The following is a 12,981-nucleotide window of genomic DNA, read 5'->3' as shown; positions in this document are numbered from 1 at the left end:
CTTATGCAACCTCGCACACCATTGACGTGACCAACGACGCGGCATAACCGTATACGGTATTTAGGAGATGCCGCAGATGACGACTCTGGCCCCGAACCGCCGTATGCTGATGATCGGGGCGGCGTCGTGCGCCCTCCTGCCGGCAGCCCGCGCCCTTGCCGCCACGCCGGAAATGAAGACGAAGCGTGCCAGGCCGCTTCCGCTGGTGGCGACCCGACTGCGTCCGTCGGATTATGCGACCGCCGTGGAGCGGAACCGGGCCTATCTTCATCGCCTGCAACCCGACCGGCTGTTGCACAACTTCCGCAAATATGCCGGGCTGGAGCCCAAGGCGGAGATTTACGGCGGGTGGGAAAGCGACACGATCGCGGGCCATACGCTGGGCCATTACCTGACCGCACTGGTGCTGACCTGGCAGCAGACCGGCGATCCGGAAATGAAGCGCCGCGCCGATTACATCGTCGACGAACTGGCGGAAGCGCAGGCCAAGCGCGGCACCGGTTATGTCGGGGCGCTGCAACGCAAGCGGAAGGATGGCACCGTCGTCGATGGCGAGGAAATCTTCCGTGAGGTGATGAAGGGGGAGATCAAGTCGGGCGGGTTCGATCTGAACGGATCATGGTCGCCGCTCTATACCGTCCACAAGCTGTTCGCCGGGCTGCTGGACGTGCATGATGGCTGGGGCAATGCCAGGGCGCTGGCCGTGGTCGAGGGGCTGGGCGGCTATTTCGAGCGCATGTTCGCCGCGCTGACGCCCGAGCAGGTGCAGGATGTGCTGAACTGCGAATATGGCGGACTGAACGAAAGCTATGCCGAAATGTACGCGCGGACGGGCAATCCGCGCTGGCTGAAGATGGCGCGGCTGATCTACGACAATCGCGTGCTCGATCCGCTGATGAAGGGCGAGGACCGGCTGGCCAATTTCCACGCCAACACGCAGGTGCCCAAGCTGATCGGCCTGGCGCGCATCCACGAGGTGACGGGCGGCGATCAGCCGCGGGCGCAGGCGGCGCGCTTCTTCTGGGACCGGGTGACGCAGCATCACAGCTATGTGATCGGCGGAAACGCGGACCGGGAATATTTCTCCGAACCCGACACGATCGCACAGCACATCACCGAACAGACGTGCGAGCATTGCAACACCTACAATATGCTCAAGCTGACACGGCAGCTTTGGTCCTGGCAGCCCGAGGGCGCGCTGTTCGACTTTTACGAGCGCGCGCACCTGAACCATGTGATGTCGGCGCAGGACCCGGCAACGGGTGGCTTCACCTATATGACGCCGCTGATGACCGGGGTGGAGCGCGGGTTTTCCACGGTCGATGACGATGCCTTCTGGTGCTGCGTCGGGTCGGGGATGGAAAGCCATGCCAAGCACGGCGAGTCGATTTTCTGGGAGGGGGATGACGGCACCTTCTTCGTCAATCTGTATATCCCCGCCGATGCGCGGTGGGATGCCCGCAAGGCGGCGGTGACTCTGGACACCCGCTATCCGTTCGAGCCGGTATCGACCCTGACCTTCAACCGGGTGAAGGGTGGCCGCTTCCCGGTGGCGCTGCGCATCCCCGGATGGGCGAACGGCAAGGCGACCGTTACGGTCAATGGCGAGGCGACGACGCCGCGGATCGAGCGTGGCTATGCGATCGTCGACCGGCGGTGGAAGAGCGGTGATGCGGTGGCGATTACCTTGCCGCTCGACCTGCGGATCGAGGCGACGCCCGGCGACGCGCAGACGGTGGCGGTGGTACGCGGTCCGCTGGTGCTGGCGGCCGATCTCGGGCCGGTTGATCAGAAGTGGGTTCAGGCGGACCCGGCGCTGGTCGGCAGCGACCTGCTGGCCGCCTTCACCCCGACCGATGCGGCGGCGGCGCATTATGCCACGCGCGGCATCGTCCGGCCGGCGGACATGAGCTTTGTGCCCTTCTACCGCCAATATCAGCGGCGCAGTGCGGTATATTTCAAGACGTTCAGCGATGCCGCCTGGACGGCGGAGGAAGCCGCCTTCACCGCCGAGCAGGCGCGGCTGCGCGACATCACCGCGCGCTCGGTCGACGTCATGCACCTGGGTGAGATGCAGCCGGAGCGCGACCACAATCTCGTCTCCGAGATATCCTATCCGGTCACCTATCGCGGGCGGCAGGGCCGCGATGCGCGCTCGGGCGGGTTTATCGAGTTTTCGATGGCGGTGCGACCGGGTCCGCTGGTCCTGCAGGCGACCTATTGGGGCAGCGAGCGTTCGCGCGATTTCGACATCCTGATCGACAATGTGAAGGTCGCGACGCAGCGGCTGGACAATGACCGGCCGGGCAAATTCTTCGATGTGGACTATCCGCTGCCGGAGGCGCTGACCAAAGGGAAGAAGTCGGTCCGCGTCCGCTTCGTGCCGCATGACCGCAATTCGGCGGGCCCGGTGTTCGGCGTGCGCATGTACACGGCAAAGCCTGGCGCGGTGGCATGACGCCAGTGGCGGACGGCGTGGCGATGACGCTGGACGCGCTGCGCGATCTGGCACGCGAAAAGCTGCGTGGCGCGGGGTTGGCGCCCGACCACGCCGATGCGGTGGCCGAGACGATGGTGGCGGGCGAGCGCGACGGGTGCGCCAGTCACGGCATCTACCGCCTGCTGATCGCGGCCAATTCGGTTGCGCGCGGGGTCGTAGTGCCGGATGCGGTGCCGGTCGTTCGATCGCCTGCGTCGGCGCTGGTCAAGGTGGATGGCGGCGGCGGGTTTGCGCAACTGGCCTTCGAGCGGGGCAAGCCGCTGTTGATCGAGCGGGCGCGCGCCTGCGGCATCGCCGCGATGGCGATCAACCATGTCGTGCACTTCGCCGCGCTGTGGCCGGAGGTGGAGGCGCTGGCGCAGGAGGGGCTGGTTGCGCTGGCCTTTACCCCCAGCCATGCCTGGGTCGCCCCCGCCGGCGGCACCAAGCCGGTGTTCGGCACGAACCCGATCGCCTTTGGCTGGCCGCGGCCGGGGCGCGATCCGTTCGTGTTCGATTTTGCGACAAGTGCGGTCGCACGCGGCGAGATCGAACTCCACCGGCGTGCGGACCGCCCGGTGCCGGAGGACTGGGGATATGACGCGCAGGGCCGGTCGACCACCGATGCGGCGGCGGTGTTGAACGGCGCGATGCGCACCTTTGGCGGGCACAAGGGATCGGCGCTGGCGGCGATGGTGGAGTTGATCGCCGGACCGCTGATCGGCGACATGACCAGCGCGGAGTCGATCAGGGCCGATGGCGGCCGCGGCGGCTCGCCGATCGGCGGCGAGCTGGTGATCGCGATCGACCCGGCGGGTTTCCTGGGCGATGCGGTGGCGGACCATCTGGCGCGCGCCGAGGCCATGTTCGCGGCGATCGAGGGGCAGGGGGCGCGTCTGCCCTCCGCGAGGCGCTATGCCGCGCGGGCGGAGAGCCTGCGCGACGGCGTGGTCATCCCGCGCGCGCTGCATGACGACATCATGGCGCTGCCAAGCGGGTAGCCACTGTCAGGCCATCAATTCCTGATAAGCGTCCAGCACCGCCTGATTGGCGGTGTCCCATCGATAGTCGTCGACGCGCGCGCGGCTCGCCTCGCTGAAACGGCGGCGCAGATCAGGGTCGGCGACGATGCGGGCGATGGCGTCCGCATAGCCGGCGATGTCGCAAGGGTCGACCAGATAGCCGGTCGCCCCGTCCGCCACCAGATCGACCGCCCCCGTGGCACGCGCGGCGACGACGGGCACGCCGGCCGCCATCGCCTCGGTCGTGACGTTGCCAAAGGTCTCGGTGACGCTGGGGTTGAAGAATATGTCCATCGAGGCGACGGCGCGGCCAAGGTCGTCGCCCGTCTGATAGCCGGCAAAGATCGCGCCCGGCGCCTGTTCGGCGAACCAGCCCTGCGCAGGCCCCTTGCCGACGACCAGCACCTTGTGCGGCACGCCGCGAGCGCGAAGCTGCTTCAGCACGGCGGCAAAGACGTCCAGACCTTTTTCCTTCACCAGCCGGCCGAGAAAGCCGATCGCCACGTCGTCATCGGCGATGCCGAGGCTGCGGCGCCACTGGAGGTCGCGCCGTGCCGGCGTGAAGCGGTCATGGTCGATGCCGCGCGACCAGATGGAGATCGGCGCGGACACCCCCCATTCGCGCAGCAGGGTGACCATGCTGGGACTGGGCACCAGTACCCGGTCGAAGCGGTCGTAGAAGCGCTTCATGATGCGTATAAAGACCGGCTCCAGCATGCCGAGGCCGTAATAGCGCGGATAGGTCTCGAATCGCGTGTGGAACGAGGCAACGGTTCGCACACCGGCGCGCCGCGCCCAGCGCAGTGCGGCGTGGCCGAGCAGCTCGGGGGCGGAGACATGGACGATGTTGGGGGCGAACGCCTCCAGATCGCGGCGGACGGCGGCGGGCAGGCCGCGGGCGATGCGATATTCCGCGCGGCCGAAAGGCACTGGCAAAGCAGGCACATCGACCAGATCGCCGGTGGGCGCGAAGGCCGGGCGGGGCAGGGTGGGCGAATAGACGCGGACGTTGACGCCGCGGGCAAGCAGATAGCCGACGAGCAGGTTCAGCGACTGGTTCGCGCCGTCGCGGGTATAGTTGTAGTTGCCGCTGAACAAGGCGACGCGGAGTGCATTCGGGGCCATGGAGCGCGCGCCATAGCTTGACACGGCGGACAAGACCACCGCCGTGTAGATGTTCCCCAATCGTTCTTGCCCTGCTATATCGGCGGCATGGCAAAGGTTCAGAAGCGCTACGTCTGTCAGGCTTGCGGATCGGTCGCGTCCCGGTGGCAGGGGCAATGCGTCGACTGTTCCGAATGGAACACGCTGGTCGAGGAAGCACCCAAGGTCGTGACCCCGTTCGCGGCCAAGCACAATCTGCAAGGCGGGGGGCGGGCCTTCCAGCTGGTCGGGCTGGATACCGATATCGCGCTGCCCGAGCGGATGACGACGGGAATCGCCGAGTTGGACCGGGCGCTGGGGGGCGGGTTCGTCGAGGCGTCGGCGACGCTGATCGGGGGCGATCCGGGGATCGGGAAGTCGACGCTGCTGTTGCAGGCGGCGGCGAAGCTGGCGATGGCGGGGCGCAGTGTCGCCTATGTGTCGGGGGAGGAGGCGGCGGACCAGGTGCGGCTGCGGGCAAGGCGGCTGGGCTTGGGGCAGGCGCCGGTGCAGTTGGCGGCCGCAACCTCGGTCCGCGACATCCTGACCACGCTGTCGAGCGGACCGCCGCCCGCGCTGCTGGTGATCGATTCGATCCAGACGATGCATTCCGACCTGATCGAAGGGGCGCCGGGCACGGTCAGCCAGGTGCGCGCCTCGTCGCAGGAGTTGATCCGTTTCGCCAAGGACCGCGGCACCGCGCTCGTGCTGGTCGGCCACGTCACCAAGGACGGATCGATCGCCGGCCCGCGCGTGCTGGAGCATATGGTCGACACCGTGCTGGCGTTCGAGGGCGAGCGCAGCCATCAGTATCGCATCCTTCGCGCGATCAAGAACCGGTTCGGCGGCACCGACGAGATTGGCGTCTTCTCGATGCAGACCGAGGGCCTGAGCGAAGTCGCCAACCCCTCGTCGCTGTTCCTGACCAATCGGGACGAGGGGGTGACGGGGGCGACGGTGTTTCCGGCACTTGAGGGTACACGGCCGGTGCTGGTCGAGATCCAGGCGCTGACCGTGCGGCTGGCATCGGGCGCGACCCCGCGGCGCGCGGTGGTCGGCTGGGATTCCGGGCGACTGGCGATGATCCTGGCGGTGCTGGAGGCGCGGTGCGGGCTCAGCTTCTCGTCGGCGGAGGTGTATCTGAACATCGCCGGCGGGTACCGGGTGCAGGACCCGGCGGCGGACCTGGCCGTGGCCGCGGCACTGGTTTCGGCACTGTCCGAGCGCCCCGTGGCGGCCGATGCGGTGGCCTTTGGCGAGATCGCGCTGTCGGGCGAGATCCGCTCGGTCGCGCACGGTCCGTTGCGGTTGAAGGAGGCGGGCAAGCTGGGGTTCGAACGGGCGCTGGTGCCCGCGGCGATGACCGGGGAGAAGGGCGGACTGACGCTGTCCGGTTTCAAGACGCTGGCCGGCTTCGTTGACCATATGCTGGGGCGCGGGTAGCGAGAGGGCCTGACCACAGGAACGGACGGCCACGACCTTGACCGCGCTCGATATCATCGTCCTGCTCGCCGTGATCGGATCGGCGGTGCTGGGCTTTTCCCGCGGGTTCGTGACCGAGGTGCTGTCGCTGTTCGCCTGGGTGGCGATCGTGGCCGCGCTCAAGCTGTTCCATATCCCGCTGGCCCAGGCGCTAACCGGCATGGTCGGCACCGTATCGGGCGCGGCGGTGCTGGCCTTTGCGATCCTGGCGGGCACCACCTATTTCGGGGGCAAGCTCGTCGCGCGGATGATCGGCGAGCGGACGCGAACCTCGGTACTGGGGCCGGTGGACCGGGCGTTGGGCTTCGGTTTCGGCGCGCTCAAGGGCCTGATCCTGGCGAGCCTGCTGTTCCTGGTCGTCGCCCTGCTGGTCGATACCGTCGGCGGCGGCCCGGCGCGCCGGCCCGAATGGATGGTGACGAGCCGCACCTATCCGCTGCTCAACGCCACCAGTGCGGGGATCGCGGATTTCGTCGACCGGCGCCGCCGCGGGCTGCCGGTCTTTGGGGCGGCGACCGCGCCGGCCCCGTCCAACATAGGCGATCCTGCCCCATGAACGCGCCCCTCTACAATGCCGAGATCCTGCGGCTGGCGACCAGCATTCCCCATCACGAGCGCCTGACCGACCCGATGGGCACGGCCGAGAAGCGCTCGCCCATCTGTGGCAGCCGGGTGACGGTGGACGTGAATGTCGACGACGATGGCCGGGTGACCGAACTGGGGATGCTGGTCCGCGCCTGCGCGCTGGGCCAGGCGTCCTCGTCGCTGCTCGCTGCGCAGATACTGGGCCGGACGCCTGCCGAACTGGCGACGGCGCGCGATGCGCTGGGCGCATGGCTGGCAGCGGGAGAGGGTACGCCGCCGGAATGGCCGGGGCTCGCGGTGTTCGAGCCGGCGCTCGGCTATACCGCGCGGCATGCCTCGATCCGGCTGGCCTTCGAGGCGGCGGCGGATGCCGCGGCCGATGCCGCCGCCCGGCTGCCCGTGCGCTGATGCACGCAGAGGTTTCGCTGCTGCGCGACGGCGCGATCCTGCTCGGGTTCGGCCTGGGCTTCGTGCTGCTGTTCCGGCGACTGGGGCTGGGTGCGACGCTGGGCTATCTGGTGGCGGGTGCCGTGGTCGGGCCGCACCTGCTGGGGCTGGTCGGCGATGCCGAGACCAAGATGGGCATTGCTGAGATCGGCATCGTCCTGCTGCTGTTCATCGTCGGGCTGGAGTTGAAGCCGAGCCGCTTGTGGCGGATGAAGGAGGAGATTTTCGGCCTGGGGCTGATCCAGGTCGTCGCCTGCGGACTGGCGATCACCGGCATCGTGCTGCTCGCCAAATTCTCGCCGGAGGCGGCGCTGGCCCTCGGCCTGCCGCTGGCTCTGTCCTCCACCGCGCAGGTGCTGCCGATGCTGCAATCGTCGGGGCGACTGCGCACCCCCTTTGGCGAACGGGCCTTCTCGATCCTGTTGTTCCAGGACCTGTCGATCGTGCCGCTCATCACCATCGTGGCGGCGATGTCGCGCAACCCGGCGGATCATGCCGGGCCGCCGGGATGGATATTGGCGCTGCAGACGGTGGCGGCGATCGTCGGGCTGATCCTGGCCGGGCGCTTCCTGCTGCGGCCGCTGTTCCGCCTGATCGGCAACTGGAACGAACGCGAGATGTTCGTGTTCGCCGGGCTGTTCACCGTGATCGCCAGTGCCGCGGTGATGGAACTGCTCGGCCTTTCCACCGCGCTCGGCGCCTTTATCGCCGGGGTGATGCTCGCCGACAGCCCGTATCGGCACGAGCTGGAGGCCGATGTCGAGCCGTTCCGCTCGATCCTGCTCGGCCTGTTCTTCTTGGCGGTGGGGATGATGCTGGACCTGCCCGCAATCGCCGAACGTCCCCTGTTCGTGGCGGCGATGGCGGCGGCGCTGATCGTGACCAAGGCGGGCGTCATCTTCCTGATCGGGCTGGCGTTCCGTATGAAGTGGCGGCAGGCGTTCGCGCTGGGCCTATTGATGAGCCAGGGCGGCGAATTCGGCTTCGTGCTGTTCGCGCAGGCGCAGAACGGGTTCCTGATCGCACCCGAGGCGGCCAGTCTGTTCGGCGCGATCATCACGCTGTCGATGGCGACCACGCCGTTCCTGATGGCCGCCACCCGGCGCATTCGCGAGGAGCCGGTGATCGCCGGCGGCGAGCGCGACGGCCCCGTGACCGACGGCGCCAATGCGCTGGTCGTGGGCTATGGCCGTTTCGGCCAGACGGTGGCGCAGATGCTGATCGCGCAGGACATTCCCGTCACGCTGATCGACCGCGATACCCAGATGATCGACATCGCCGCCGATTTCGGCGCCAAGGTCTATTATGGTGACGGCACGCGATTGGACCTGTTGCGACAGGCGGGTGCGGCGGAGGCGGAATTGATCCTGTTCTGCCTGGACGACGACCAGATCACCGCCGACCTATTGGAAAACGTCCATGCCGCCTTTCCGAACGCGACCATCCTTGTTCGCGCCTATGACCGCCGGGCCTTGCTGAAGCTGAAGGGTAGTCCGGCGGCCTATGTCGTTCGCGAAGTGCTGGAATCGGCCGTCAAGATGGCGCGGCTGGCGCTGACCAGCCTGAAGGTCGATATCGGCGAGATCGACCGGACCGAGGCGATGTACCGCGCCCGCGACAAGGAGCGGCTGGCCGCGCAATATGCCAGCGGCGACCTGCGCGCGGCGAGCGACCGGATCATCGTGCAAGGCGAACGGGAAGGGGCGTGATGGGCTGGATTGCGATACTGGCGGCATTGTCCGGTGCCGTTGCGGTGGCCGCCGGAGCATTCGGTGCGCATGGTGCCGAGGGCAAGGCGGTCGAGTGGCTGAAAACCGGATCGCATTATCAACTCGTCCATGCCGTGGCGGCGCTGATCGCACTCCGGCTGGATGCTCGGGGACCGGCAGTGACCTTCGTGGTGGGCGGCGCGATCTTTGCCGGCACGCTCTACCTGATGGCGATCGGGGGCGCGCACTGGCTGGGTGCGGTCACTCCGATTGGCGGGGCGGCGTTGATCGTCGGATGGCTGTGGCTGGCGTGGAGCGTGCGCGGCTGATCGCGGTAGTTGAGAGGCCCACGGCGATGGTCTAGGGACCCGTGCCATGGCCGACCCATTCTATATCACCACCGCGATCCATTATCCCAACGGGAAGCCGCATATCGGCCATGCCTATGAGATGATCGCCGCCGACGCCATCGCGCGCTTCCAGCGGCAGGCGGGCCGCGACGTGCTGTTCCAGACCGGCACCGACGAGCATGGCCTGAAGATGGCGCAGGCCGCGCGCGCACGCGGGCTGGCGACGCGCGACTTCGCTGACGAAATGTCGAGCCATTTCCATGTCATGGCCGACCGCTTGAACATCTCCTACGACCGGTTCATCCGCACGGTCGACACCGATCATTATGCCGCCAGCCAGGCGATCTGGCAGGCGATGGCGGACAAGGGCGACCTGTATCTGGATCGTTACGAGGGCTGGTATTCGGTCCGCGACGAGGCGTTCTATGACGAGACGGAACTGAGCGTGGGCGAGGATGGCACCAAGCTGTCGCCGCAGGGCACGCCGGTGGAGTGGACCGCGGAGGAAACCTGGTTCTTCCGCCTGTCCAAATACCAGCAGCCGCTGCTCGACCTCTATGCCGCCAATCCCGACTTCATCCGGCCGGAAAGCCGGCGCAACGAGGTGATGCGCTTCGTGGAAGGCGGCTTGTCCGACCTGTCGGTGTCGCGGACCAGCTTCGACTGGGGCGTGCCGGTGCCCGGCAGCCCCGGCCACATCATGTATGTGTGGGTCGATGCGCTCACCAACTATCTGACCGGCACCGGCTATCCGGACAGGAACGGCGAGCGTTCGCGTTTCTGGCCGGCGGACCTGCACCTGATCGGCAAGGATATCGTGCGGTTCCATACCGTCTACTGGCCGGCCTTCCTGATGTCGGCGGACATTCCGCTGCCCCGGTCGGTGTTCGGGCATGGCTTCCTGCTTCATCGCGGGGAGAAGATGTCGAAGTCGGTCGGCAACGTCGTCGATCCGGGCGAGCTGGCCGACGCGTTCGGGGTCGATGCACTGCGCTACTTCTTCCTGCGCGAAGTGAGTTTCGGGCAGGACGGCTCCTATTCGGCCGAGGCGATCGTGACGCGGGTGAACGCCGAACTGGCCAACAGCTTCGGCAATCTGGCGCAGCGTACCTTGTCGTTCATCGCCAAGAACCTGGACGGTGCCCTGCCGGATGCCGGGCGCGCGGAAGACATGGACGGCGCGTTGATCGAGGAGGTGGTGGTCGCCTGTGCGGGCCTGCGCACCGCGTTCGACGACCTGATGCTGAGCCAGGGGATCGAGGCGTGGATGCGCGGCGTTTATGCTTGCAACCAGTATATCGACACCGCCGCGCCATGGGCGCTGCGCAAGACGGATCCGGAGCGGATGCACGCGGTGCTGCGCACGCTGGTCCGCGCAATCCGCATGCTGGCGATCGCGATCCTGCCGGTGGTGCCGGTGGCGGCGGGCAAGGTGCTGGACCAGTTGGGTGCCGAGGCGCGCGACCACGCCGCGATCGACGATGACGGCTGGTACGACGCGCATGCCGCCAGCGGCTTCCGCTTGGCGCCGCCGACCCCGGCCTTTCCGCGGCTGGAGATGCCGGCGGAGGCGGCTGCCTGATGCTGGCCGACAGCCACTGCCACCTGAACTACAAGGGCGTCGCCGAGCAGCAGGGCGAGGTGCTGGCCCGCGCCCGGGCGCGCGGCGTCACCGCGATGCTCAACATCTCGACCCGCGAAAGCGAGTGGGATGCGGTGATCGCGACCGCCGAGCGCGAGCCGGATGTCTGGGCGTCGGTGGGCATCCACCCGCATGAGGCGGATCAGCACGGCCATGTCGATACGGCCCGGCTGGTCGCGCGCGCCGCGCACCCCCGCGTGGTGGGGATCGGCGAAAGCGGGCTCGATTATTACTACGATCATAGCGACCGGGCCCGCCAGCAGGCAAGTTTCCGGGCGCACATCGCGGCCTGTCGCGAGACGCAGTTGCCGCTGATCGTCCACACCCGCGATGCCGAGGAGGATACGATCGCGATCCTGGGCGAGGAGATGGGGAAGGGGGCCTATCCGTGCGTCATCCACTGCTTCACCGCCAGCGGCGACTTTGCCGACAAGGCGATGGCGCTCGGTTTCTACATCTCGATCTCCGGCATCGTGACGTTCAAGAACGCAAGGGATCTGCAGGACACCGCGAAGCGTCTGCCGCAGGACCGCTTGCTGATCGAGACGGATGCGCCGTTCCTCGCGCCCGTGCCGCATAGGGGCAAGCAGGGGGAGCCGGCCTTCGTTGCCGATACCGCGGCGTTCCTGGCCGATCTGCGCGGCGAGGATGTCGCGGCGCTGACCCGGACCACGGCGGAGAATTTCCACCGCCTGTTCGCAAAGACGCGCGCGTGAAGATCCGCATCCTCGGCTCCGGCACGTCGTCGGGCGTGCCGCGGATCGGAAACGAATGGGGCAACTGCGACCCGGCCGAACCACGCAATCGGCGGACCCGGGCCTCCGCATTGGTCGAACATGGCGACACCCGGATCCTGATCGACACCAGCCCCGACATGCGGGCCCAATTGCTGGCCGCGAATGTCGGCCGGGTCGATGCGGTCATCTGGACGCACGACCATGCCGATCACTGCCACGGCATCGACGATCTGCGCCAGATATTCCACCAGCTGGGTCATCCCGTGCGCGGGCTGGCGCGCGCCGATACGCGGCAGACGCTGGAGGCGCGCTTCGCCTATGTCTTCCATGGCAAGCGCGGCTATCCGCCGACCGCGACGATCGAGGAACTGCCGGACGCGATCACGATCGGCGACATCAGCGTGCGCATCGTCGATCAACCGCATGGCGGAACGCGCTCGGCCGGGCTTCGCTTCGAAGCGGATGGAAGAAGCATCGGCTATGCCACCGATTTCCATGAACTGACGGAGGCGATGGCGGCGCTGTATACCGGACTGGACGTGTGGGTGGTCGATGCGCTGCGCCGCTGGCCGCATCCCTCGCATCCCGAACTGTCCGCGGTCCTGGGCTGGGTCGAGACATTGCGGCCGCGCGAGGCCGCGCTGATCCATATGGACCAGACGATGGATTATGCGACGCTGTGCGCCGAACTGCCGCTGGGGGTGCAGCCGGGTTATGACGGGCTGGAACTGGTCGCGTGAGCGACGACCGGGTCGCCAATATCCTCCTGTACGGGATCATGCTGATCCTGCCGCTGTCCGCGCTGATCGTGCGGCGTCCGAAACTGGGGCCGACCCTGAAGATGGCGGCGGCGTGGGTCGGTATCTTTGCGCTGAGCCTGATCCTGGTCAGCCAGCGCCACCATGTGACGGGCCTGTTCACCGACCAGCGTGTCGAGGGCATGCAAACCCGCATCCGCATGGGCGACGATGGTCATTTTCATGCCGATGTGTCGGTCAACGGCGTGACCCGCTCGATGCTGATCGACAGCGGGGCTACGATCACCGCCTTGTCAGAAGCTACGGCGCGCGCCGCGGGGCTCGATCTGGAGGAAAGCCCGTTTCCGCGCATGCTGCAGACCGCGAACGGCCCGGTGGCGGCGCGAACGGCGACAGTAAAAACGATGACGGTGGGCAGCATCACCACGCACGATCTGAGCGTCGTCGTATCGCCGGCATTCGGCGATCAGGATGTGCTTGGCATGAACTTCCTGTCGCGGCTGGGATCATGGTCGGTGGAAAAGGGTGAGCTGATACTGACCCCAGAAAAAGCGTCCTAGTTTTACATAATATCTATTATCGATCGCTTGGATTGAAGGTGTGGGGGGGGCGAACGTACCCCCCTAA

Annotated in this window: 12 protein-coding genes; 11 read left to right on the top strand and 1 reads right to left on the bottom strand. The window is 67.2% G+C overall.

Annotated elements, in window-relative coordinates; genetic code table 11:
- Window positions 1–76 precede the first annotated feature (76 nt).
- Complete coding sequence (locus OXR08_RS06140; RefSeq protein WP_267348629.1) at window positions 77–2,458, top strand: glycoside hydrolase family 127 protein; 2,382 nt, start codon at window positions 77–79, stop codon at window positions 2,456–2,458.
- On the top strand, window positions 2,455–3,480 hold the full coding sequence (locus OXR08_RS06135; RefSeq protein WP_267348627.1) for an Ldh family oxidoreductase: 1,026 nt from the start codon (window positions 2,455–2,457) through the stop codon (window positions 3,478–3,480). Before OXR08_RS06140 ends, OXR08_RS06135 begins: the two co-directional genes overlap by 4 nt.
- Window positions 3,481–3,486: 6 nt before the next feature.
- On the opposite strand, the gene OXR08_RS06130 is transcribed toward OXR08_RS06135, so the two are convergent.
- The gene (locus OXR08_RS06130; RefSeq protein WP_267348625.1) at window positions 3,487–4,626 is read right to left on the bottom strand and encodes a glycosyltransferase family 1 protein; all 1,140 of its coding nucleotides are present in this window, start codon (window positions 4,624–4,626) and stop codon (window positions 3,487–3,489) included.
- A gap of 87 nt (window positions 4,627–4,713) precedes the next feature.
- Between OXR08_RS06130 and radA the strand changes: the two genes are divergently transcribed.
- Genes radA through OXR08_RS06085 form a run of 9 tightly spaced genes read left to right on the top strand, consistent with a single transcriptional unit; the run spans window position 4,714 to window position 12,914 of the window.
- Entirely contained in the window at window positions 4,714–6,087 is a 1,374-nt protein-coding gene (gene radA / locus OXR08_RS06125; RefSeq protein WP_112383239.1) for a DNA repair protein RadA, read from the top strand.
- A gap of 37 nt (window positions 6,088–6,124) precedes the next feature.
- A complete protein-coding gene (locus OXR08_RS06120; protein ID WP_112383240.1) occupies window positions 6,125–6,682 on the top strand; it encodes a CvpA family protein in 558 nt (185 codons plus the stop codon).
- Window positions 6,679–7,119: an iron-sulfur cluster assembly scaffold protein gene (locus OXR08_RS06115; RefSeq protein ID WP_112383241.1), complete on the top strand. Its 441-nt coding sequence runs from the start codon at window positions 6,679–6,681 to the stop codon at window positions 7,117–7,119. The genes OXR08_RS06120 and OXR08_RS06115 overlap by 4 nt, the downstream gene beginning before the upstream one ends.
- Window positions 7,119–8,867: a cation:proton antiporter gene (locus tag OXR08_RS06110; protein ID WP_267348620.1), complete on the top strand. Its 1,749-nt coding sequence runs from the start codon at window positions 7,119–7,121 to the stop codon at window positions 8,865–8,867. Before OXR08_RS06115 ends, OXR08_RS06110 begins: the two co-directional genes overlap by 1 nt.
- Entirely contained in the window at window positions 8,867–9,196 is a 330-nt protein-coding gene (locus OXR08_RS06105; RefSeq protein ID WP_267348766.1) for a DUF423 domain-containing protein, read from the top strand. Before OXR08_RS06110 ends, OXR08_RS06105 begins: the two co-directional genes overlap by 1 nt.
- A 46-nt stretch (window positions 9,197–9,242) precedes the next feature.
- Window positions 9,243–10,799, top strand: coding sequence for a methionine--tRNA ligase (gene metG, locus OXR08_RS06100; protein WP_267348618.1), 1,557 nt, complete (start codon window positions 9,243–9,245; stop codon window positions 10,797–10,799).
- The gene (locus OXR08_RS06095) at window positions 10,799–11,575 is read left to right on the top strand and encodes a TatD family hydrolase (protein WP_267348616.1); all 777 of its coding nucleotides are present in this window, start codon (window positions 10,799–10,801) and stop codon (window positions 11,573–11,575) included. The genes metG and OXR08_RS06095 overlap by 1 nt, the downstream gene beginning before the upstream one ends.
- On the top strand, window positions 11,572–12,336 hold the full coding sequence (locus OXR08_RS06090; protein ID WP_267348614.1) for an MBL fold metallo-hydrolase: 765 nt from the start codon (window positions 11,572–11,574) through the stop codon (window positions 12,334–12,336). The genes OXR08_RS06095 and OXR08_RS06090 overlap by 4 nt, the downstream gene beginning before the upstream one ends.
- Window positions 12,333–12,914, top strand: a complete 582-nt coding sequence (locus tag OXR08_RS06085; RefSeq protein WP_267348612.1) for a TIGR02281 family clan AA aspartic protease — start codon at window positions 12,333–12,335, stop codon at window positions 12,912–12,914. The genes OXR08_RS06090 and OXR08_RS06085 overlap by 4 nt, the downstream gene beginning before the upstream one ends.
- Window positions 12,915–12,981: the final 67 nt, after the last annotated feature.

The organism is Sphingomonas sp. GM_Shp_2 (assembly GCF_026540875.1).
Taxonomy (GTDB): Bacteria; Pseudomonadota; Alphaproteobacteria; order Sphingomonadales; family Sphingomonadaceae; genus Sphingomonas; species Sphingomonas carotinifaciens.
The sequence above is the reverse complement of the archived record's forward strand: the minus strand, read 5'-3'. Positions and strand labels throughout refer to the sequence as shown.

Coding starts and splice junctions, on each gene's coding strand:
- OXR08_RS06140 (WP_267348629.1), top strand. CDS start 77: ATGACGACTCTGGCCCCGAACCGCCGTATGCTGATGATCGGGGCGGCG.
- OXR08_RS06135 (WP_267348627.1), top strand. CDS start 2,455: ATGACGCCAGTGGCGGACGGCGTGGCGATGACGCTGGACGCGCTGCGC.
- OXR08_RS06130 (WP_267348625.1), bottom strand. CDS start 4,626: ATGGCCCCGAATGCACTCCGCGTCGCCTTGTTCAGCGGCAACTACAAC.
- radA (WP_112383239.1), top strand. CDS start 4,714: ATGGCAAAGGTTCAGAAGCGCTACGTCTGTCAGGCTTGCGGATCGGTC.
- OXR08_RS06115 (WP_112383241.1), top strand. CDS start 6,679: ATGAACGCGCCCCTCTACAATGCCGAGATCCTGCGGCTGGCGACCAGC.
- OXR08_RS06110 (WP_267348620.1), top strand. CDS start 7,119: ATGCACGCAGAGGTTTCGCTGCTGCGCGACGGCGCGATCCTGCTCGGG.
- OXR08_RS06105 (WP_267348766.1), top strand. CDS start 8,867: ATGGGCTGGATTGCGATACTGGCGGCATTGTCCGGTGCCGTTGCGGTG.
- metG (WP_267348618.1), top strand. CDS start 9,243: ATGGCCGACCCATTCTATATCACCACCGCGATCCATTATCCCAACGGG.
- OXR08_RS06095 (WP_267348616.1), top strand. CDS start 10,799: ATGCTGGCCGACAGCCACTGCCACCTGAACTACAAGGGCGTCGCCGAG.